This is a genomic window from Streptomyces djakartensis (genome assembly GCF_014651075.1).
GTDB classification, from domain to species: domain Bacteria; phylum Actinomycetota; class Actinomycetes; order Streptomycetales; family Streptomycetaceae; genus Streptomyces; species Streptomyces djakartensis.
In genome coordinates, this window is sequence record NZ_BMWE01000007.1 from 340,676 (window position 1) to 361,041 (window position 20,366).

Consider the following 20,366-nt stretch of genomic DNA (forward strand, 5'->3'; position numbering starts at 1 on the left):
TCGAGGGATCACATGTCGTCGTCCTGCTTCACCGACCTTGCGCTGCAGTACATCGACGGTGAGTGGCGCCCGGGTACCGGTTCCTGGGACATCATCGACTTCAACCCGTACGACGACGAGAAGCTGGCGTCGATCACCATAGCCACGGCCGAAGAGGTCGATCAGGCGTACCGGGCCGCCGCCCGCGCCCAGAAGCAGTGGGCGGCGACCAACCCCTACGCCCGCCGCGCGGTTTTCGAGAGGGCCCTGAGGCTGATCGAGGAGCGCGAGGAGGAGATCTCCGAGGCCATCATCGCCGAGCTCGGCGGCACGCGTCTGAAGGCCGCCTTCGAGCTGCACCTCGCCAAGGAGTTCCTGCGCGAGGCGGTCCATCTGGCGCTGGCCCCCGAGGGCCGGATCGTGCCCTCACCGGTGGACGGCAAGGAGAACCGCGTCTACCGCGTGCCGGTCGGTGTCGTGGGCGTGATCAGCCCCTTCAACTTCCCCTTCCTGCTGTCCATCAAGTCCGTCGCCCCGGCGCTCGCGCTCGGCAACGCCGTGGTGCTCAAGCCGCACCAGAACACTCCGATCGTCGGCGGCTCCCTGGTCGCGAAGATCTTCGAGGACGCGGGCCTGCCCGGCGGTCTGCTGAACGTCGTCATCACCGACATCGCGGAGATCGGTGACGCCTTCCTGGAGCACCCGGTGCCCAAGGTCATCTCCTTCACCGGCTCCGACCAGACCGGTCGGCACGTGGCGACGGTCTGCGCCCGGCTGTTCAAGCGCTCGGTCCTCGAACTGGGCGGCAACAGCGCACTGGTGGTCCTCGACGACGCCGACCTCGACTACGCGGTCGACGCGGCGGTCTTCAGCCGGTACGTCCACCAGGGCCAGGTCTGCATGGCCGCCAACCGCGTGCTCGTGGACCGTTCGATCGCGGACGAGTTCACCGAGAGGTTCGTCGCCAAGGTGAAGACCCTCAAGGCGGGCGACCCGCGCGACCCGGAGACCGTCATCGGCCCGGTGATCAACTCCTCGCAGGCGGACGCGATCCAGGGTGTGGTCGAGCAGGCCCTCGCCGAGGGCGCCACGGCACTGGTGCGCGGGGGACGGACCGACAACCTCGTCGAGCCGTCCGTCCTGACCGGCGTGCCCGCCGGCTCGGCCCTGCTGAAGCAGGAGGTCTTCGGCCCGGTCGCCTTCCTCGTCCCGTTCGACGGCGAGGAGGAGGCCGTACGCCTCGTCAACGACACCCCGTACGGCCTGAGCGGCGCCGTCCACACCGGGAACGTCGAGCGGGGCGTCGCCTTCGCCAAGCAGATCGACACGGGCATGTTCCACGTGAACGACGGTACGGTCCACGACGAGCCGATCGTCCCCTTCGGCGGCGAGAAGCACTCGGGCCTCGGCCGGCTCAACGGCGAGACGATGGTGGACTCGTTCACCACGACCAAGTGGATCTCGGTCCAGCACGGGCGGAGCGGCTTCCCGTTCTAGTTCTCCTCGGCACGCCGGGCCCTTGCGGACAGAACCTGACCGCAAGGGCCCGTAGCTTCGTAGGTGTCGGGGGAGGCGCCCCCGGCTCCGGCGAAAGGCGGCGGTCATGGTCACTCACGTTCCCGCGGAGGCGCACGGCGACGAGCGCGGAGCGCTCCTGTCCTTCATCGCCGAGCAGCGCGGTGGCATCCGGCGGGCGGTGCTCGGGCTGACGGACGAGCAGGCGAGTTCCCGCCCGAGCGCCAGTGAGCTGTCCCTCGCCGGGCTGGTCAAGCATGTCGCCGAGGTCGAGCAGATGTGGATCTCCCTGGCCAAGGGCGAGCCGCCGGCCGTGGTACGGGACCAGAGCAACTGGCACGAGTGCTTCCAGCTGGTCGAGGGCGAGACCGTCGCGTCACAGCTGGCGTACTGGGAGAAGGTCGCCGCCGAGACGGAGGCGTACATCCGCTCGGTCCCGAGCCTCGACGACACCTTCGCGCTGCCGGCCCAGCCCTGGTTCCCGCCGGACGGCCGGGTCTCCCACCGCTGGCTCTGTCTGCACCTGATCCGCGAGACGGCCCGGCACGCCGGCCACGCCGACATCATCCGCGAGTCGCTGGACGGCAGGACGGCCTTCGAGCTGGTGGCCGAGGAACAGCGGGCGGTGGCCGAGGCATAACCTTGGCCGCATGTCAACGATCCGCCTCCTCGTGCTCGGCGCGGTCCGTATGCACGGGCGGGCCCACGGCTACCAGGTGCGCAACGACCTGGAGTACTGGGGCGCGCACGAGTGGTCCGCAGCCAAGCCCGGCTCGATCTACCACGCACTGAAGCAGATGGCGAAACAGGGCCTGCTGCACGCGCACGAGACCGCCCCGTCCACGGCCGGCGGACCGCCGCGCACGGAGTACGAGATCACCGGGCAGGGCACCGAGGAGTACTTCCGGATGCTGCGGGAGGCGCTGGTCACCTATGACCAGCGCGGGGACATGAAGACGGCCGCCGTCGGCTTCCTCGTCGACCTGCCGCGGGCCGAGGCGGTCGCCCTGTTGAAGGAGCGCACCCTGCGGATCGAGCAGTGGCGAGCCTCCGTCCTGGAGCACTACATCCCCGAGGAGGGGCCCGAACAGCTCGGTCACATCGGCGAGATCATGAACATGTGGGTCCACACGGCCGACTCCGAGGCCGAGTGGACCCGCGGCCTCATCGAGCGCATCGAGGGCGGCGCCTACACCTTCGCCGACGAGGGGGACCCGTTCGTCGGCATCCTGGCCGAGGGCGAGGAGAACCCGTACGCGACGGGGGAGCGGCACCCCGGGGACGACCGCTGAGGTTCACCGTACGGCGCGGTCAACGACCGCCGTTCGCGTACGCGAGGAGGCGGGCACCTCTGCTCTCCGCGATGCGGCGTACGTCGGTCAGGGCCTCGCTCATTCGGGCGAGCAGGAAGCGGAGCTGTCCGGTGGTCACCTGTTCGTCCGCGAGCATGTCGGCCGCGTGGTCGAGGAGGTCGTCGGCCATGCCGAGCTGGACACTCTCGACGGCGTCGGCGGCCCGGGAGAGGCGACCGCTGCCGTCGGTCAGGAGGTAACACGGCTTGCCTTCGGGGCTTGCCCAGGGCAGCAGCCGCGCCGGGGGGATGGCGTTGTCCGTCATGCGGTCATTCCCATGTCGTGGATCGGGTGCGAGTACGAGTGATGCGGGCGCAGGTCGATGCCCTGAGGGGCGAGCAGCAGGGAGCCGCGACGGGCTCGTCGACGCCGTTCCCGTTCCCGGCGTTCGTGCGCGACGAGGTAGGGGCGGACGAGGGCGTTGTCCTCACCGCGCAGAGGGCGTGCGCCGAACCGGTGGGGAGTCGGCCCCTCGACCGGCGGATGCGGAGGGTCGTATCCGTGCCTCGCGTTTAGTCGATGGCGCCCCGTGGCGGGGAGGGCGAGGTGAAGCAGTGCTTCGAGCAGGCGGGCGATGGCGCCGAGCATGGCGTGACTCCGTTCATCGTTGTCGCTGTCCGTAGCGATCGACATACAGAGTGAGAGGGGGCGGGCTAGGCTCGCCAGAGGGTGAGAGGTGACAGAGCATTTGTCACAAGGGAGTTGAGCTCGTGGGTACGAACTACGGCGACTGGCTCAGGGAGCAGCGCGAGGCGGCCGGGCTGACGCAACAGCAACTGGCCGAGGCGGCGGTCATGACTCGAACGCACATCGCGCATATCGAGGCGGGGCGCCGGGTGCCGTCGCGGGAGGACGCGCGGAGGCTGGACAACGCGCTGGGCACGGGAAACGTGCTGAGCAGCTTCCTGCCGCAGGAGGAAGTGGCGGTCGCCGACTACTTCGAGGCGGCCCGGCTGCTCGAACAACAGGCGGTGATGATCCGCGAGTTCGCCCTGTCGTTCGTCCCGGGCATTCTGCAGACGAAAAGGTACGCGCGTGCGGTTCTGAGTACGTCGTTCCCTCCTGTGAGTGAAGAGGAACGTGACAGGCTCGTTGTCACACGCCTTGAGCGGGCGAAGGTCCTGGATGACCCGGTGACGCCCGTAGTGTGGGCGCTACTGGACGAGGCTGTGCTGCGGCGGGTCGTGGGCGGGCGGGACGTCATGGCGGAGCAGATCGCACATCTGGTCCGCTTGGCGGAACGGAGCCGTGTACGCGTGCATGTGGTCCCCTACGGGGTCGGTGCGTATCAGCTCCTACAGGGTTTGGTCACTCTGATGTCCTTTGAGGATCAACCGCCGTTGGCGTACTCGGAGGGCGTCCAAGTGGGCAAAGTGCACGACTCTCCGTCTGTGGTCACGCGCCTTGAGGGAGCCTACGATTTGGCACTGAGCGACGCGCTGTCGCTCAAGGAGTCCGTCGCCATGATGCAGGCGATCGCGAAGGAGTACGGACGTTGTGACTGAGTCCCTCATAACGGATGGTGCCCCGCTGGGCGGTTGGCGGAAGTCGTCGTACAGCGGCCCTGAGGCTGGAAGCTGCCTCGAAGTGCTGGATGGCCACTCTGCGGGCGTTCCCGTACGCGACTCGAAGAACCCCCACGGCCCGGCCGTGCTCGTCCCGGCATCCGCCTGGTCGACGTTCGTCACGGCGGTCAGGAGCGGTGTGTTCCCCTCCTGACCGCCCTGCCGTCAGTGGTGGAACCCCGTCGCCGCCTCCTTGTCCCGGGTGAGCGGGCCCGGCTGCCGCCGCAGTTCCGGCAGCAGGCGTTCCAGGTCCTCCATGAGGAGCTCGGCGAGGTCGGCGGAGAAGCCGCTGCGGCACACCACCCGCAGCACCGACAGGTCCTCGCGGTTGGCCGGGAAGGTGTACGCGGGCACCTGCCAGCCGCTCTCGCGAAGCCGGCGGGAGACGTCGAAGACGTTGTACGCCGTCACGTCCGGGGCCGTCGTGAAGGCGAACACCGGCAGCTCGTCGCCCCGGGTCAGCAGCCGGAAGTCGCCGAGCGCCTCGATCCGTGCGGCCATGCCCATGGCCACGTCCCGCGCGGCCTGCTGGACGGCCCGGTAACCTTCCCGGCCGAGCCGCAGGAACGTGTAGTACTGCGCCACGACCTGCGCGCCCGGCCGCGAGAAGTTGAGCGCGAACGTCGGCATGTCACCGCCCAGGTAGTTCACCCGGAACACCAGCTCCTCCGGCAGCGCGTCCGCGTCCCGCCACAGCGCCCAGCCGACGCCCGGATAGACGAGGCCGTACTTGTGCCCCGAGGTGTTGATCGACGCCACCCTCGGCAGTCGGAAGTCCCACACCAGGTCCTCGTCGAGGAACGGCGCGACCATGGCGCCGGACGCCCCGTCGACGTGCACGGGGATGTCGAGCCCGGTCCGCTCCTCCAGCGCGTCCAGCGCCGCGCACAGGTCCGCGATCGGCTCGTAGGACCCGTCGAAGGTCGAGCCCAGGATCCCGACGACCCCGATGGTGTTCTCGTCGCACAGCTCCGCGGCGGCCCGCGGATCCAGGTGGAACCTCTCGCCCTCCATCGGGACCAGCCGGGGCTCGACCTCCCAGTAGGCGCAGAACTTCTCCCAGCAGACCTGCACGTTGATGCCCATCACCAGATTGGGCCGGGCCCCCGGATACCGGTCGGCGTTGCGCTTCGCCCAGCGCCGCTTCAGTGCCATCCCGGCGAGCATGCACGCCTCGCTCGACCCGGTCGTCGAACACCCCACGGCCGTCGCCGGGTCGGGCACGTGCCACAGGTCGGCGAGCATCGCCACGCACCGCCGCTCCAGCTCGGCGGTGCGCGGGTACTCGTCCTTGTCGATCATGTTCTTGTCCCGGCACTCCGCCATCAGCAGCCCCGCCTCCGGCTCCATCCAGGTGGTGACGAACGTGGCGAGGTTCAGCCGCGCGTTGCCGTCGAGCATCAGCTCGTCGCGTACCACCTGGTGGGCGATCTCCGGTGGCATGGGCAGGTCCGGGAGCCGATGCGTGGGCGGGGCCTCGGCCAAGCCGGCGAGGGGGTTGGCGGGTCCGTAGAAGGGGTTGACGGACATCCGGCGTTCGCCGTTGCTGAGGGGGCCTTCGTGGAGCGGCAAGAGGAGCCTCCAGTGTCGGTCGGGTGCGAAAAGGCGAGGTCATCGGACCGGCGTCCCGTCCTGCCGCAACTGCATCTGCGGCCGGCCCGTCACCAGCAGCCAGGCCGGCAGCGAGGCGACGCACAGCAGCGGAAGGATCCCGGGCGAGGCGACCAGCACCGCGGCGACGAACAGGCTCACCCAGCCTTGGCGGGTGATGGCCATCAGGACTCCGAGCACCGCGGCGGACACCCCCACCGACGGATGAACGCCGGACACCAGGGCGTGCGCGCCCAGCCCGAGGGCGGTGCCGACGAACACGGCCGGGAAGATCCGCCCGCCGCGGAAGCCGCAGGACGCGGCGACGAGCAGCGCGGCCAGCTTCACCACCGTCATGACGGCGAACTCCCCGGCCGACCAGCCGTCCGGGTCACGCGCCAGCGTGGCGATCTCGTCAAGCCCCTTGAAGAGCGTCAGATGGCCGCCCGCCGCCGCGAGGCACCCCAGCACGACCCCGCCGGCCGGGAGCATCAGCATCGGGTGCCGCAGCTTGCGGAAGGCCCCGTGGACGTAGGGGAAGGCGTACACGGCGCACAGGGCGAGCAGCGCGCCCAGCGAGGCGACCACGACCGCGGCTGCCAGGTCGCCCCATGCCGGTTCTCCGAAGGGCGGCAGGTCGAGGTCGAAGCTCGGGTGGTCGACGAGGGTGACGGTGAGGGAACCGGCCGCGGCGGCGGTCAGCGGCGCGAACAGGTTGTCCCACAGCAGACCGCGTGTCTGCTGCCCGGCCAGCGCCTCGGAGATCACCAGGGCGGCCGCCACGGGGGTGCCGAACAGGGCGCCGATCGTCGCCGCCTCCGCCAGGGCCGGCCAGATCCGGCCCGGCGCCCGGGGGACGGCCCGGCCGCCCAGCCATACCGCCAGACCGACGTTCACGGCGATGATCGGGTTCTCGGGGCCGAGGCTCGGCCCGCCGGCCAGCATCAGCCCGGTCGCCAGCACCAGCCCGGGCAGCACCACCGGCGGCAGCACCGGGGCGTCCAGACCGAGGGTGGCCGGATCCGGTCCGGCGTGGCCCGGCACCTTCCACACCACCAGACCGACCGCGATCCCGGTCGCCACCAGCATCACGAACATCCACGCCACGGAGTACCGGCCGATCCCCAGCGCGTCCGGCACGGTCCGCCACAGCACGTGCTGGAGCTGCTCGGCGGCGGCCTCCACGCCCACCAGGAGCAGGCTGCACATCACCCCCACGGCGACAGCGGGCAGGATCGACGGCAGCAGAGCACGGGCGGGAGCAGCGGGAGTGACGGAGGGCGCCTGCCGCGCGGAGTCCTGGACCACGGGCACACCATAAACGGATCAAAGAGGACAAACTGGAAACACGCTTGCACCTCACGTGACGTCAGGCCCGACCGTGGAGCGCGTACCGAGAAGGGAGCGGAAGTGAGCTACTCCGTGGGACAGGTCGCGGGCTTCGCCGGCGTCACCGTGCGCACGCTGCACCACTACGACGACATCGGCCTGCTCGTCCCCAGCGAACGCAGCCACGCGGGACACCGGCGCTACAGCGGCGCCGACCTCGACCGGCTGCAGCGGATCCTGTTCTACCGGGAGCTCGGCTTCCCGCTCGACGAGGTCGCCGCCCTGCTCGAAGACCCGGACGCGGACCCCCGCGCACACCTGCGCCGGCAGCACGAACTGCTGACCGCCCGGATCGAGAAGCTGCGCAAGATGGCGGCGGCCGTGGAGCACGCCATGGAGGCACGCAAGATGGGCATCAACCTCACGCCCGAGGAGAAGTTCGAGGTCTTCGGGGGCAAGGACCCGGAGCAGTACGCGGAGGAGGTCGAAGAGCGCTGGGGCGGCACGGACGAGTACGCCGAGTCGCAGCGCCGCACGGCCCGCTACACCAAGGAGGACTGGACACGCATCCAGGCCGAGGCCGCCGCCTGGGCCGATCGCTACGACGCCCTGATGACCGCCGGGGAACCGCCCACCGGCGAGGCGGCCATGACCCTCGCGGAGGAGCACCGGCAGCACATCTGCACGTGGTTCTACGAGTGCTCCCACGAACTCCACCGCTGCCTCGGCGAGATGTACGTCTCCGACGAGCGCTTCAAGGCGTACTACGAGTCGATGCGCCCAGGTCTCGCCGAACACCTCAGGGACGCCATCGCCGCGAACGCGGCCCGGCACACCTCCTGACGTCCTGGCCCGGGGGCCTCCCTACTCCTGGGCCAGGATCACTGCCGTCCCATACGCGCACACCTCCGTGCCCACGTCTGCCGCTTCCGTCACGTCGAAGCGGAACGCCAGCACCCCGTTGGCGCCACGCGCCTGTGCCTGTTCGACCAGCCGCTCCATGGCCTGGTTGCGGGTCTGCACGAGCGTCTTGGTGAGCCCGCGCAGCTCACCGCCGACCATCGACTTCAGCCCGGCGCCGATCTGGCTGCCCAGGTGCCTGGAGCGCACGGTCAGGCCGAAGACCTCGCCGAGCACCTCCCGCACGCGGTAGCCGGGAACGTCGTTCGTGGTGACGACGAGGACGTCGGGCCGGGGGCCCTGTCCACCGCCGTATTCATCGATGCTCATGGTCCACAGCTTTGACCGGGACCGCGCACAGTGCATCCTGGGTACGCCCATGGAACCTGGGCCATGGCGGCTGCGTTGATACTTTGAAGCAGTCAGCCCCCGCCCGTCCCCCCAGCAGCAGGAGCCACATCCCCGTGACCACGCTTGCGCTCGGCCCCGAGTGGCTCAGCCCGGACTATCTGATCTCGACGTTCAGCCTGCCCGGCATCCTGCTCATCGTCTTCGCCGAGTCGGGACTCTTCGCGTTCCTGCCGGGCGACTCCCTGCTGTTCACGGCCGGCCTCTTCGTGGCCGAGGGCACCTACATCAGCCAGCCGCTGTGGCTGGTCTGCACGCTGATCGTGGTCGCCGCCGTCGCCGGTGACCAGGTCGGCTACATGATCGGCAAGTTCCTGGGGCCGAAGCTGTTCAACCGGCCCAACTCCAAGCTCTTCAAGCAGGAGAACCTGGACAAGGCCCACGAGTTCATGGAGAAGTACGGCCCCAAGGCGATCGTCCTGGCCCGCTTCGTCCCGATCGTGCGCACCTTCGCCCCCATCGTGGCCGGCGCCGGCCGCATGAAGTACCGCACGTTCCTCACGTACAACGTCATCGGTGGCGTCGCCTGGGGCACCGGCGTCACCCTCGCGGGCTACTGGCTCGGCCAGATCGGCTTCATCAAGAAGAACGTCGAGGCGATCCTCGTCCTGATCGTCCTGCTCTCCGTCGTCCCGATCATCATCGAGTACCTCCGCGACCGCTCCAAGAAGAAGCGCGCGGCGGCCGAGGCTCCCGCGGAGCACCGGCAGCAGCCTCCGGTCATGGACGACGCGACGACCCAGCTCCGCCGCATCACCCCGGACGACCAGCCCCCGCACCACCAGCAGCCCCAGTACGGCAACCAGGGCGGCTACAACGACCAGCAGTACTACAACCAGTACCCGCAGAACCCGGGCTACGGACAGCAGAACCCGGGCTACGGGCAGCAGAACCCGGGCTACGGGCAGCAGCAGCCGTACGGCACCCAGCAGGGCAACCGGCAGCAGCCCTACAACGGCGGCTACTAGTCAGACCGGCGGCCACTGGACCGGCACGCCCCGCGGCCAGCCACCAACGGACCGGAACCCCGACCCCACACGCACTCGGCGCTAGAAACCCCTGGTCCGCTTGGCGGCCCGCCGCTTCTCGGCGGAGCCGATCCGCAGGAACATCCGCGAGATCTCGGACCCCAGGTTCACCCCGATGGCGATCGCCATGGCCAGGGCCACCGCCTTGGACAGCGACACCAGCCCCTCGTCCACCTCGCTCTGCGCGATCGCCAGCAGACCGAAGTACGTGGCCGAACCCGGCAGCAAAGGCCCGATCGCCGCGGTCGTGTAAGGCAACGCGGAGGCGAACTGGTACCGGGACAGCAACTGCCCGAACAGCCCCACCAGTCCCGCGGCCGCCGCCGTGGACGCCACCGGCGAGATGTCCCCGGCGTAGTGCATCGCGCCGTACACGACCCAGGCGACACCCCCGTTCAGCGTCACCCACACCACGGTGGCCCGTTCCTGCTGCAGCAGCACCGCGAACGCCAGCGACAGCAGCATGGACGCCCCGATCATCAGGACCGGGTCGTCGGAGGCCCCGAGCGCCGCGTCCGGGTTCAGCCGCGCGCCCAGCTGCACACCGAAGTACAGCACCAGCAGCACACCCGCGACGATGCCCACGAAGAAGTACAGGACCTCCAGCAGCCGCGCGGACGCGGTGATGTAGAAACCGGTCAGCCCGTCCTGCACGCCCGCCACCAGGGCCCGCCCGGGCAGCAGCGCGAACAGGCCACCGGTGATGACCGCGGAGGCCTTCACATCGACGTGCCCCAGCGTCAGCGCCACCCCGATCGCGGCCGGCGGCATCGCGGCCACCGTGAACTGGTAGAACTCCGGCAGCCCGCGCCCCGCGCACAGCCACGCCAGCCGGTCGCCGAGCATCGCGCCCAGCGCCGCCGCGACGAACACGATCACGTCACCGCCCACGAGCACCGACGCCGCACCCGCCAGCAGCCCGCTGGCGCCGGTCAGCGCCCAGCCGGGGTACGGGTGCCGGTTACGGCGGATCTCCGCGAGCCGCCGGTACGCCTCCTCCAGGGAGACCGCCGTCTCGTCGTCGCTGAGGTCGTCCACCAGCTGGTACACGGCCGCCAGCCGCGTGTAGTCGGTGCCTCTGCGGCGCACGGTGCGTGAGGCCGTGACCGGATCGTCGACGAGCGACGGCTGGTACGAGATCGCCAGCAGCGTGAAGGTGACGTTGGGCTCGCAGCGGTCCAGCCCGTAGGACCGGCAGACGGCGAACATCGCCGTCTCCACGTCCTCGGCGCCCTCGCCGCCCGCCAGCAGCAGCTCGCCGATACGCAACGTCAGGTCGAGCACGCGCGGCACCGCGGGCCCGCTCTCGTCACCGCTGCGCTGACTGGGCTCCGGCGCCGGCCGCTCCGCCACCGGCATGCGCAGCATGGTGCGCATCCGGTCCTGCCAGGGCACGTCCTTGGTCAGGCTGACCACGGGGATCCCGCTCGGCGGCGTGAAGGCCGACGGGGCGTGCTTCGCGCTGTACGTTCTCGGCGGGGTGAACGCCGAGCCCTCCGACTCCGCCTGGGGCGCCTGCACGTCCAGCCCGTCCGGCACGGCGAACTCGGACGTCGTCTCGGACTCCGTGGCCGTCGGCCTGGTCACGGCGAGGCCCTCGGGGATCGCGAACTCCGACGTCGTCGACATGTCCCCGTCGACGGACGTGCCGGACGGGGGCAGAAACCCGCTTCTTGCCTCGTCCGACCTCGGCTTGCGGTCCGCCGCATCCGTCACTGCCTTGGCCCCTGTAAAACCCTGCACGTCAGCCCCAGTACCCGCTCAGCCTCACTATGAGCACAGACGCACGAACGGGCCGCACCCGCAGGCGTGCGGCCCGTCTGCATCAGGAAGGGAGGTCAGTGACCGCCCTGCTCCTTGAAGCGCTTGTAGGACCGCTCGATCTCGGCCTCCGCGTCCGTGCGGCCCACCCAGTTGGCGCCCTCGACCGACTTGCCGGGCTCCAGGTCCTTGTAGACCTCGAAGAAGTGCTGGATCTCCAGGCGGTCGAACTCCGACACGTGGTGGATGTCGCGCAGGTGCTCCACACGCGGGTCATGGGCCGGCACGCACAGCAGCTTGTCGTCGCCACCGGCCTCGTCCGTCATCCGGAACATGCCGATCGCACGGCACTGGATGAGGCAGCCGGGGAAGGTCGGCTCGTCCAGGATGACCAGCGCGTCCAGCGGGTCGCCGTCCTCGCCGAGGGTGTTCTCGACGAAGCCGTAGTCGGCCGGGTAGCTGGTCGAGGTGAAGAGGCGACGGTCCAGGCGGATCCGACCGGTCTCGTGGTCCACCTCGTACTTGTTGCGCGAACCCTTCGGAATCTCGATCGTGACGTCGAACTCCACCGGTGGCTCCTCCATGATCAACACATAGTTCTGGTGGTTAAGTGTCCCTCACGCAGGTGTGTGATCGCGAAAGGGGCTGGTGGTCGTGCCGGAGCTGGGGCCATGGCGGGCCGCGAGACCGCACGTGGTGCGGATCGCGAACGCCGTACGACCGCGCCTGGCCCGGGCCGTCGCGGCCGCGAAACCACGGGTCGCGCGGCTCGCCCGTGCCGGGAAACCGCAGGTCACGCCACGGTCGAAGACCTGGCACCACACCGCGGTCGCCGCCACCGCCGGGCTGGCCCTGGCCGCCGGCGTGGTGACCGCCGCCGGCCCCTGGGACTCCTCGGGTCAGCGTACGGCCGAGCGGGACCGTGCCGCCGCTCTGGCCCGCGCGGGTGGCGCAGATCACGGCAGGGCCCCCGGCGCGCCCGCGCGGCCCCGGCCCGCCCCCAGCGCCGGACCCGTGCTGACCGGACTGGGCGGTGTCAGCACCGTGAAGTCGGCGCCGGACGGCAAGGCCCTCGCCAACGCCCTCACGCCCCTGCTGAACGACCCGGCGCTCGGCCCCCGGCCCGCCGCAGCCGTCGTGGACGTGACGACCGGCAGGCACCTGTACGGCACGAACCCGGACGCCGCGCTTCCCCCGGCCTCCACGACCAAGATCGCCACGGCCGTCGCCGCGCTGTCCGCGATGGGAGCCGACCACCGCCTCACCACCCGCGCCGCGCTGGAACCCGACACCAACGAAGTCGTCCTGGTCGGCGGCGGCGACCCCACCCTCACCGCTCGCGAGGCCATCGACGGATGGGCCAGCCTGCGCGTCCTCGCCGACCGGACGGCCGCGACCCTGGCCCAGCGCGGCGTCCGCGAGGTGACGCTCTCCTACGACACGACCCTCTACGCCGGCACCCAGAAACACCCGATCGGGGCAAACCCCAACCTCGCCCTCGTCAGCCCCCTGATGGCCGACGAAGGCCGTACGAACGACTCATCGAGCGGCCCGGCCACCCGCGTGACCGACCCGGCGGCGGACGCCGCCCGCCGCTTCCGCGACTTCCTCGGATCCCGCGGCATCAAGGCCACGGACCCGGGCCTGTCGAAGGCCACGACCCGGGCCAAGACGCTCGCCGAGGTCTCCTCGCCCCCGCTGTCCGCCCTGGTCGAACGCATGCTGACCAACAGCGACAACGACATCGCCGAGGCCCTCGCCCGCCAGACGGCGATCGCCACGGGCGGCAGGGGCGACTTCGCCGGCGCCAACCGGGCGATCACCGCCCAGCTCCGCAAGCTCGGCCTCCCCGTCAAGGGGGCCGCCTTCAAGGACGGCAGCGGCCTCAACCGTGCCGGCCGGCTGACGGCGAACCTCCTCACGGCCCTCCTGACCAAGGCCGCCGACCCCGCCCACCCCGAACTCCGCCCGGCCCTCACCGGCCTCCCCGTCGCGGGCTTCACCGGCACCCTGACCGCCCGCTACACCGACGGCGCGGCCGGCGTCGTGCGCGCCAAGACAGGCACCCTGACCGGCGTCAACGCCCTCGCCGGCACCACCGTCGACCAGGACGGCCGCCTCCTGGCCTTCGCGTTCCTGGCCAACAACACGACCGACCCGGACGCCGCCCAGAAGGCCCTGGACAAGGCCGCGACGACCCTGGCGCGCTGCGGCTGCCAATAGGGGTCCCACCCCGCCCGGCCGACCGCTCCGCTCCCCGCGGCCGACCGCTCTGCCCGCCGTGGGCGACCGTTCTGCCCCGCCGTGGGCGATCGTTCTGCCCCGCCGTGGGCAGTCGTGCCGCTGGGGCGGCACGGGTGGGCACGGCACATCACGCCGAGCACCTGCCAACGAACCCCAGCCCCTGGCAACCTCACCGCCCTGCCCCAGCGGCCAGCGCTCACGTACGGTTGACGCATGACGAGCATCGGTGGTGCCTCATCCGGCATGGTCGACTGGAATCTCGCGGTCGCGACCGCGACCCGGCTCGTACGGCCGGGCCCCGACGTCAGCCGCGACGAGGCCAGGGCCGTCGTCGCGGAGCTGCGCCGGCACGCGAAGGCCTCGGAGGAACACGTCCGGGGCTTCACTCTTCTGGGCGCGGAGGAGGGCCATGACACCCCCGTCCTGGTCGTCGACCGCCCGGGCTGGATCCGGGCCAACGTCGCCGGTTTCCGGGAGATCCTCAGGCCCCTCCTCGACAAGATGCAGGAACGGCGCGGAAACAGCACCGGCGGCGCGGTCATGAGCGCCGTCGGCGGCAAGGTGACCGGCGTGGAACTCGGCATGCTGCTGTCCTTCCTGGCCTCCCGCGTCCTCGGCCAGTACGAGACCTTCGCCCCCGCCACCCGCGAACTCCCCGCCGGCGGCAACGGCGGCGGCCGGCTCCTGCTCGTCGCCCCGAACATCGTCCACGTGGAACGCGAACTCGACGTCGACCCGCACGACTTCCGGCTCTGGGTCTGCCTGCACGAGGAGACCCACCGCACACAGTTCACCGCCGTCCCCTGGCTGCGGGACCACCTCGAGGGCGAGATCCAGTCGTTCCTGGAGGAGACCGACGTCGACCCCATGACCGTCCTGGAGCGCGTCCGGGAAGCCGCCCAGACCCTCGCCGGGGGCCGTCCCGAGGCCGAGGAGGGCGACGGCGGCCGCTCCCTGGTGGAGATCGTCCAGACACCCGCCCAGCGCGAGATCCTCGGCCGCCTCGCGGCCGTGATGTCCCTGCTGGAGGGCCACGCCGACTTCGTGATGGACGGCGTCGGCCCCGACGTCGTACCGAGCGTCGGCGAGATCCGCGAGAAGTTCCAGCAGCGCCGGGCCAAGGGCGCCTCCCGGCTGGACCTGGCCCTGCGCAAACTGCTGGGCCTGGACGCCAAGCTCCGCCAGTACCGGGACGGCGAACGCTTCGTGCGAGCCGTCGTCGACGAGGTCGGCATGGACGGGTTCAACCGCGTGTGGACCTCGCCCAACACCCTGCCCACCAAGGCGGAGATCTCCAAACCGGCGGACTGGGTCGCGCGGGTGCACCGCAGGACCGAGTAGTGAGACGCGGCGGGACAGTCGTGAAAGAAGAGAGGCCCACGGCAGGCAAACGCCCCTTCAATCACCCGTCCGAGGGACCGTGAGCGAGGGGTAGGCGTGCAATGCTCGGGGAACGGCCCGGTTCTGTCACCATCTACACACTCTGAGTGACCGAACCTCGGGCTCACCCCCCGAAAACTTCATGAAGGGAACCGGACATGGGTCCCCATCCTGCGGTCGCGGCGATACGCCTGGCGGTCCGCCGCGTCCTCCACGACCTCCTCACCGAACACCGCGCCCCCGGGGCACATCCGCGCGCCTCCACGCACGAGACGCCCCCACCGCTCGTCCTCGTGGCATGCTCCGGCGGCGCCGACTCCATGGCCCTGGCCTCCGCCCTCGCCTTCGAGGCCCCCAAGCTCGGCGTCAGAGCCGGCGGTGTGACCATCGACCACGGCCTCCAGCCCGGCTCCGACCTGCGCGCCGCCGAAGTCGTCCTGCGCCTGCGCGAACTGGGCCTCGACCCGGTCGACTCCGTCACCGTCTCCGTCGGCCGCGCCGGCGGGCCCGAAGCCGCCGCCCGCGACGCCCGCTACGCCGCGCTCGACACCACGGCCGAACACCACGGCGCCGCCGCCGTCCTGCTCGGACACACCCGCGACGACCAGGCCGAAACCGTCCTGCTGGGCCTCGCCCGGGGCTCCGGCATCCGCTCCCTGTCCGGAATGGCCGCGGTCTCGGGGGCCGACGGCCGCTACCGGCGCCCCTTCCTGGAACTCGACCGGCAGACCGCCCGCAAGGCCTGCATGGTCCAGTCCCTGCCCGTCTGGGACGACCCCCACAACGCCGACCCGTCCTACACCCGCTCCCGGCTGCGCCACGAAGGCCTGCCCGCCCTGGAGAAGGCCCTCGGCAAAGGCGTCGTCGAGGCCCTCGCCCGTACCGCCCGGCTCTCCCGCGACGACGCCGACGCCCTCGACACCTGGGCCACCCAGGCCGAGGCCACCGTCCGCGACGCCGACGGGCACCTGGAATGCGCCCGGCTCTACGCCCTGCCCCCCGCCGTACGCCGCCGCGTCCTGCGCCGGGCCGCCATCGCCGCCGGTGCCCCCGCCGGTTCGCTGTTCGCCCGCCACATCGAGGAAGTCGACCGGCTGATCACCGGCTGGCGCGGCCAGCGAGCCATCAACCTCCCCGGCAAGGTCGTGGCCCGGCGGCAGGGTGGCAGACTGGTGATTCGGCAAGGCTGAACCGCGACCCCTCCGAGCAGTCGATGGAGGGGCCGCCAGGCCAGGGACGACCGAAAGTGATGCGGGTGGACGCGAAAGACATGGGTGCCGACCTCCAGCAGGTGCTCATCACCAAGGAAGAGATCGACGCCAAGCTGGCCGAGCTGGCAGCGAAGATCGACGCGGAGTACGCGGGCAAGGACCTGCTGATCGTCGGCGTCCTCAAGGGCGCGGTGATGGTCATGGCCGATCTCGCCCGGGCGCTGTCCACCCCCGTCACCATGGACTGGATGGCCGTATCCTCGTACGGGGCGGGCACCCAGTCCTCCGGTGTGGTGCGGATCCTCAAGGACCTCGACACCGACATCAAGGGCAAGCACGTCCTCATCGTCGAGGACATCATCGACTCCGGCCTGACCCTGTCCTGGCTGATCTCCAACCTCGGCTCGCGCGAGCCCGCCTCCCTCAAGGTGTGCACCCTGCTGCGCAAGCCCGACGCCGCGAAGGTCGCCATCGACGTGGAGTGGGCCGGCTTCGACATCCCCAACGAGTTCGTCGTCGGCTACGGCCTCGACTACGCCGAGAAGTACCGCAACCTCCCGTTCGTCGGTACGCTCGCGCCTCACGTGTACGGCGGCTGAATCGGGCCGGGGTGCCGTGAACGTGATCGGGAACCCCAGCGGACGTCCCGCCGTTGGAGCATGCGTAGGCGGATCGCCAGCCGTCCCGCGCGGCTTCAGGTGACAATGCTGGGGTACCGTCCGAAGAACAGTCTTTATCAAACTCACTATGGCAGGAGGGACGGGGCGGCACCGCTCCGTATGGATGGACGTGAAGCGATACTTCCGTGGGCCGGTCATGTGGATCGTGCTGGCCGTCCTCGCCGTGGTCGTGTTGATGCAGGTCGTCGGCTCGTCCGGCGGCTACAAGACGGTGGACACCGGCCAGGTCGTCCAGGCGATCAACCAGAACAAGGTCGAGTCGGCCAAGCTGACCACCGGTGACGATCAGAACATCAAGATCACGCTCAAGGACGGCGTGAAGGTCGAGGGCAGCTCCAAGGTCCAGGCGAGCTACATCGGCGACCAGGGCAAGGACCTGGCCGACACGCTGCAGAACAAGTACCAGCAGAAGCAGATCCCGGACGGCTACACGGTCTCGCCGTCCAAGCAGAACCCGTTCGTCGGAGTCCTGCTCTCCTTCCTGCTCCCGCTGGTTCTCATCGTCGTGGTCTTCCTGTTCCTGATGAACCAGATGCAGGGCGGCGGCTCCCGCGTCATGAACTTCGGCAAGTCCAAGGCGAAGCTCATCACCAAGGACACCCCCAAGACGACCTTCTCGGACGTCGCCGGATCCGACGAGGCCGTCGAGGAACTCCACGAGATCAAGGAGTTCCTGCAGGAGCCGGCCAAGTTCCAGGCCGTCGGGGCGAAGATCCCCAAGGGCGTCCTGCTCTACGGCCCCCCCGGCACCGGCAAGACCCTGCTCGCGCGTGCCGTCGCGGGCGAGGCCGGCGTCCCGTTCTACTCGATCTCCGGTTCCGACTTCGTCGAGATGTTCGTCGGTGTCGGTGCCTCCCGAGTCCGTGACCTCTTCGAGCAGGCCAAGGCCAACGCCCCGGCCATCGTGTTCGTCGACGAGATCGACGCGGTCGGCCGCCACCGCGGCGCCGGCCTCGGCGGTGGTCACGACGAGCGCGAGCAGACGCTGAACCAGCTGCTCGTCGAGATGGACGGCTTCGACGTCAAGGGCGGCGTGATCCTCATCGCCGCGACGAACCGGCCCGACATCCTCGACCCGGCTCTGCTGCGCCCCGGCCGCTTCGACCGCCAGATCGCCGTCGACCGCCCGGACATGCAGGGCCGTCTGGAGATCCTCAAGGTCCACCAGAAGGGCAAGCCGGTCGCCCCGGACGTCGACCTGTCGGCCGTCGCCCGCCGTACGCCCGGCATGACCGGTGCCGACCTGGCCAACGTCCTGAACGAGGCCGCCCTGCTGACGGCCCGCAGCGACCAGAAGCTGATCGACAACCACATGCTGGACGAGGCGATCGACCGGGTGGTCGCGGGCCCGCAGAAGCGGACCCGGATCATGTCGGACAAGGAGAAGAAGATCACCGCGTACCACGAGGGCGGACACGCCCTGGTCGCGGCGGCCTCACCGAACTCCGATCCCGTCCACAAGATCACGATCCTGTCGAGAGGCCGCGCCCTCGGCTACACGATGGTGCTTCCGGACGAGGACAGGTACTCGACCACGCGCAACGAGATGCTCGACCAGCTCGCCTACATGCTGGGCGGCCGCGCGGCCGAGGAGCTCGTCTTCCACGACCCGACGACGGGTGCCGCCAACGACATCGAGAAGGCCACCGGCCTGGCTCGGGCCATGGTCACGCAGTACGGCATGACCGAGCGCCTCGGTGCGATCAAGTTCGGCGGCGACAACACCGAGCCCTTCCTCGGACGTGAGATGTCTCACCAGCGCGACTACTCGGAAGAGGTCGCCGCGCTGGTCGACGAAGAGGTCAAGAAGCTCATCGAGACCGCGCACAACGAGGCCTGGGAGATCCTGGTCGAGAACCGCGACGTGCTCGACAACCTGGTGCTGGCGCTCCTGGAGAAGGAGACACTCGGCAAGGAGGAGATCGCCGAGATCTTCGCCCCGGTCGTCAAGCGCCCGCCGCGGCCCGCCTGGACCGGCTCCTCCCGGCGTACGCCGTCCACCCGCCCGCCGGTCCTCTCCCCCAAGGAGCTGGCCCTGACGAACGGGGCGAACGGCGCGACGCCGGCGATCACCACCGCGAAGAGCACCGCGGCGGAGCCCGCCCCGGCGCCCGAGCACGCACCGGAGGACCGCCCCGAGAGCTGATCGCCGCTCTCCCGGCGGCCCGACCGGCCCCGGAATGAATGCCGCGCCCCCCAGGTTCTAGCCTGGGGGGCGCGGTATTTCGCCATGCGCGCGGGCCGCCCCGTGATGGACACAGGAACGAGGCACCAGATGACCGACCCCGTGACGCTGGACGGCGAGGGCCAGATCGGCGAGTTCGACGAGAAGCGGGCCGAGAACGCCGTACGCGAACTCCTCATCGCGGTCGGCGAGGACCCGGACCGCGAAGGCCTGAGGGAGACGCCGGCGCGGGTGGCGCGAGCGTATCGGGAGCTTCTGGCCGGGTTGCGGCAGGAGCCCGAGGAGGTTCTGACGACTACGTTCGACCTGGGGCACGATGAGATGGTCCTGGTGAAGGACATTGAAATCGTGAGCCTGTGCGAACATCATCTTCTGCCCTTCCATGGCGTGGCTCACGTGGGCTACATCCCGGCGGAGACCGGCAAGATCACCGGCTTGTCGAAGCTGGCGCGCCTCGTCGAGGTGTTCGCCCGGCGGCCGCAGGTGCAGGAACGACTCACCACGCAGATCGCCGACTCCCTCATGAAGATCCTCGAGGCGCGGGGCGCGATCGTCGTCGTCGAGGCGGAGCACATGTGCATGTCCGTGCGCGGGATCCGCAAGCCGGGCGCCAAGACCACGACATCGGCGGTCCGCGGCCAGCTTCGGGATGCTACGACCCGGGCCGAGGCAATGAGCCTGATACTGGCGCGCTGAGCGGATTGTCGAGAGCGGCGCGGCCGCACACCTGGTCGTCGCGTCTGGCGCAGGTCAGGCCGCCGGGGCCGTCCCCGGGCCGTCGTGTTCGTCGTCCTCGGGGAGTTTGCAGACGCGTTCCAGGAAGATGGCCGCCGCTATGACGCCGATGCCGGCGAGCACGGAGAAGCCGGCGTAGATGGCCTGGTCGCGGCGGACGGGGTTGTCGAGGGACTCCAGGAGGAAGACGCCGGTGCCCGCGTACATGCCGGCGACGAGGGCGGCGACCAGGGCGCTGGCCTGGCCGAAGACGACCGCGCGGGCCGCCATCATGGGGTCGACGCCCTTGGCGTCGGGCTGCCGCTCGCGCTGGGCCTTCAGCCGGGCGCGCAGCGAGAGGGCCGTGGCCAGCAGGATCGCGGCGATCAGGGCGAGGGCGAGGGGGGCGGCCAGGGGGACGCTGGGAAGGGTCCCCACCGCGTTCCACAGGCGGGCGCCGGCCCAGGACAGGATCCCGGCCACGACGAAGACGCCGGCCAGCACCCTGATGCGCAGCTCTTTCAC

The 20,366-nt window shown here is 70.3% G+C and carries 21 protein-coding genes; 13 read left to right on the forward strand and 8 right to left on the reverse strand.

The features are described 5' to 3' along the window. Positions 1-12 precede the first annotated feature (12 nt). The 3 genes from IE212_RS14910 (at position 13) to IE212_RS14920 (ending at position 2,786) form a co-directional block, all read left to right on the forward strand. A complete protein-coding gene (locus IE212_RS14910) occupies positions 13-1,476 on the forward strand; it encodes an aldehyde dehydrogenase family protein (protein ID WP_190198287.1) in 1,464 nt (487 codons plus the stop codon). A gap of 106 nt (positions 1,477-1,582) precedes the next feature. After that, entirely contained in the window at positions 1,583-2,134 is a 552-nt protein-coding gene (locus tag IE212_RS14915; protein ID WP_190198288.1) for a DinB family protein, read from the forward strand. 10 nt (positions 2,135-2,144) lie between these two features. Further along, positions 2,145-2,786 carry a PadR family transcriptional regulator gene (locus IE212_RS14920; RefSeq protein WP_190198289.1) on the forward strand — a complete coding sequence of 214 codons (642 nt, stop codon included), beginning with the start codon at positions 2,145-2,147 and terminating at the stop codon, positions 2,784-2,786. A gap of 19 nt (positions 2,787-2,805) precedes the next feature. On the opposite strand, the gene IE212_RS14925 is transcribed toward IE212_RS14920, so the two are convergent. Both IE212_RS14925 and IE212_RS14930 read right to left on the reverse strand, forming a co-directional pair. Continuing rightward, positions 2,806-3,111, reverse strand: coding sequence for a hypothetical protein (locus IE212_RS14925; RefSeq protein ID WP_190198290.1), 306 nt, complete (start codon positions 3,109-3,111; stop codon positions 2,806-2,808). Then, positions 3,108-3,434: a hypothetical protein gene (locus IE212_RS14930; protein WP_190198291.1), complete on the reverse strand. Its 327-nt coding sequence runs from the start codon at positions 3,432-3,434 to the stop codon at positions 3,108-3,110. Before IE212_RS14930 ends, IE212_RS14925 begins: the two co-directional genes overlap by 4 nt. 122 nt (positions 3,435-3,556) lie before the next feature. On the opposite strand from IE212_RS14930, the gene IE212_RS14935 reads away from it, so the two are divergent. After that, positions 3,557-4,351: a helix-turn-helix domain-containing protein gene (locus tag IE212_RS14935; protein WP_190198292.1), complete on the forward strand. Its 795-nt coding sequence runs from the start codon at positions 3,557-3,559 to the stop codon at positions 4,349-4,351. Further along, positions 4,344-4,565: a DUF397 domain-containing protein gene (locus IE212_RS14940; RefSeq protein ID WP_190198293.1), complete on the forward strand. Its 222-nt coding sequence runs from the start codon at positions 4,344-4,346 to the stop codon at positions 4,563-4,565. Before IE212_RS14935 ends, IE212_RS14940 begins: the two co-directional genes overlap by 8 nt. A gap of 11 nt (positions 4,566-4,576) precedes the next feature. On the opposite strand, the gene gad is transcribed toward IE212_RS14940, so the two are convergent. After that, positions 4,577-5,983, reverse strand: a complete 1,407-nt coding sequence (gene gad / locus IE212_RS14945; RefSeq protein ID WP_190198294.1) for a glutamate decarboxylase — start codon at positions 5,981-5,983, stop codon at positions 4,577-4,579. Between the two features lie 39 nt (positions 5,984-6,022). Then, positions 6,023-7,309 (reverse strand): ion channel protein, encoded by a 1,287-nt coding sequence (locus IE212_RS14950; RefSeq protein WP_190198295.1) that lies wholly within the window; start codon positions 7,307-7,309, stop codon positions 6,023-6,025. A 102-nt stretch (positions 7,310-7,411) separates the two neighbouring features. Between IE212_RS14950 and IE212_RS14955 the strand changes: the two genes are divergently transcribed. Continuing rightward, positions 7,412-8,173, forward strand: a complete 762-nt coding sequence (locus IE212_RS14955) for a MerR family transcriptional regulator (protein ID WP_190198296.1) — start codon at positions 7,412-7,414, stop codon at positions 8,171-8,173. 21 nt (positions 8,174-8,194) lie between these two features. Here the strand turns inward: IE212_RS14955 and IE212_RS14960 are convergent, their stop codons facing one another. Next, entirely contained in the window at positions 8,195-8,560 is a 366-nt protein-coding gene (locus IE212_RS14960) for a YbjQ family protein (protein ID WP_190198297.1), read from the reverse strand. 134 nt (positions 8,561-8,694) lie between these two features. On the opposite strand from IE212_RS14960, the gene IE212_RS14965 reads away from it, so the two are divergent. Continuing rightward, positions 8,695-9,606 (forward strand): DedA family protein, encoded by a 912-nt coding sequence (locus IE212_RS14965; protein WP_190198298.1) that lies wholly within the window; start codon positions 8,695-8,697, stop codon positions 9,604-9,606. Positions 9,607-9,687: 81 nt separating this feature from the next. Here the strand turns inward: IE212_RS14965 and IE212_RS14970 are convergent, their stop codons facing one another. Next, on the reverse strand, positions 9,688-11,382 hold the full coding sequence (locus IE212_RS14970; RefSeq protein WP_190198299.1) for a threonine/serine exporter family protein: 1,695 nt from the start codon (positions 11,380-11,382) through the stop codon (positions 9,688-9,690). Between the two features lie 122 nt (positions 11,383-11,504). Then, positions 11,505-11,996, reverse strand: a complete 492-nt coding sequence (locus IE212_RS14975; protein ID WP_003991985.1) for an inorganic diphosphatase — start codon at positions 11,994-11,996, stop codon at positions 11,505-11,507. A gap of 79 nt (positions 11,997-12,075) precedes the next feature. On the opposite strand from IE212_RS14975, the gene dacB reads away from it, so the two are divergent. The 6 genes from dacB (at position 12,076) to folE (ending at position 19,823) form a co-directional block, all read left to right on the forward strand. After that, positions 12,076-13,650, forward strand: coding sequence for a D-alanyl-D-alanine carboxypeptidase/D-alanyl-D-alanine endopeptidase (gene dacB, locus IE212_RS14980; RefSeq protein WP_190198300.1), 1,575 nt, complete (start codon positions 12,076-12,078; stop codon positions 13,648-13,650). A gap of 234 nt (positions 13,651-13,884) precedes the next feature. After that, the gene (locus tag IE212_RS14985; RefSeq protein ID WP_190198301.1) at positions 13,885-15,012 is read left to right on the forward strand and encodes an Rv3626c family coenzyme F420 biosynthesis-associated protein; all 1,128 of its coding nucleotides are present in this window, start codon (positions 13,885-13,887) and stop codon (positions 15,010-15,012) included. Between the two features lie 197 nt (positions 15,013-15,209). Continuing rightward, complete coding sequence (gene tilS, locus IE212_RS14990) at positions 15,210-16,241, forward strand: tRNA lysidine(34) synthetase TilS (protein ID WP_190198302.1); 1,032 nt, start codon at positions 15,210-15,212, stop codon at positions 16,239-16,241. Positions 16,242-16,300: 59 nt separating this feature from the next. Beyond that, positions 16,301-16,861, forward strand: coding sequence for a hypoxanthine phosphoribosyltransferase (gene hpt / locus IE212_RS14995; protein ID WP_190198303.1), 561 nt, complete (start codon positions 16,301-16,303; stop codon positions 16,859-16,861). A gap of 184 nt (positions 16,862-17,045) precedes the next feature. Next, complete coding sequence (gene ftsH, locus IE212_RS15000) at positions 17,046-19,088, forward strand: ATP-dependent zinc metalloprotease FtsH (RefSeq protein WP_190198304.1); 2,043 nt, start codon at positions 17,046-17,048, stop codon at positions 19,086-19,088. Positions 19,089-19,217: 129 nt separating this feature from the next. Continuing rightward, positions 19,218-19,823, forward strand: a complete 606-nt coding sequence (gene folE, locus IE212_RS15005; RefSeq protein WP_190198305.1) for a GTP cyclohydrolase I FolE — start codon at positions 19,218-19,220, stop codon at positions 19,821-19,823. A 54-nt stretch (positions 19,824-19,877) separates the two neighbouring features. On the opposite strand, the gene IE212_RS15010 is transcribed toward folE, so the two are convergent. Further along, positions 19,878-20,366, reverse strand: coding sequence for a DUF3180 domain-containing protein (locus IE212_RS15010; protein WP_190198306.1), 489 nt, complete (start codon positions 20,364-20,366; stop codon positions 19,878-19,880).

Coding starts and splice junctions, on each gene's coding strand:
- IE212_RS14930 (WP_190198291.1), bottom strand. CDS start 3,434: ATGCTCGGCGCCATCGCCCGCCTGCTCGAAGCACTGCTTCACCTCGCC.
- IE212_RS14910 (WP_190198287.1), top strand. CDS start 13: ATGTCGTCGTCCTGCTTCACCGACCTTGCGCTGCAGTACATCGACGGT.
- hpt (WP_190198303.1), top strand. CDS start 16,301: ATGCGGGTGGACGCGAAAGACATGGGTGCCGACCTCCAGCAGGTGCTC.
- ftsH (WP_190198304.1), top strand. CDS start 17,046: ATGGACGTGAAGCGATACTTCCGTGGGCCGGTCATGTGGATCGTGCTG.
- IE212_RS14925 (WP_190198290.1), bottom strand. CDS start 3,111: ATGACGGACAACGCCATCCCCCCGGCGCGGCTGCTGCCCTGGGCAAGC.
- IE212_RS14915 (WP_190198288.1), top strand. CDS start 1,583: ATGGTCACTCACGTTCCCGCGGAGGCGCACGGCGACGAGCGCGGAGCG.
- IE212_RS14985 (WP_190198301.1), top strand. CDS start 13,885: ATGACGAGCATCGGTGGTGCCTCATCCGGCATGGTCGACTGGAATCTC.
- tilS (WP_190198302.1), top strand. CDS start 15,210: ATGGGTCCCCATCCTGCGGTCGCGGCGATACGCCTGGCGGTCCGCCGC.
- IE212_RS14960 (WP_190198297.1), bottom strand. CDS start 8,560: ATGAGCATCGATGAATACGGCGGTGGACAGGGCCCCCGGCCCGACGTC.
- folE (WP_190198305.1), top strand. CDS start 19,218: ATGACCGACCCCGTGACGCTGGACGGCGAGGGCCAGATCGGCGAGTTC.
- IE212_RS14920 (WP_190198289.1), top strand. CDS start 2,145: ATGTCAACGATCCGCCTCCTCGTGCTCGGCGCGGTCCGTATGCACGGG.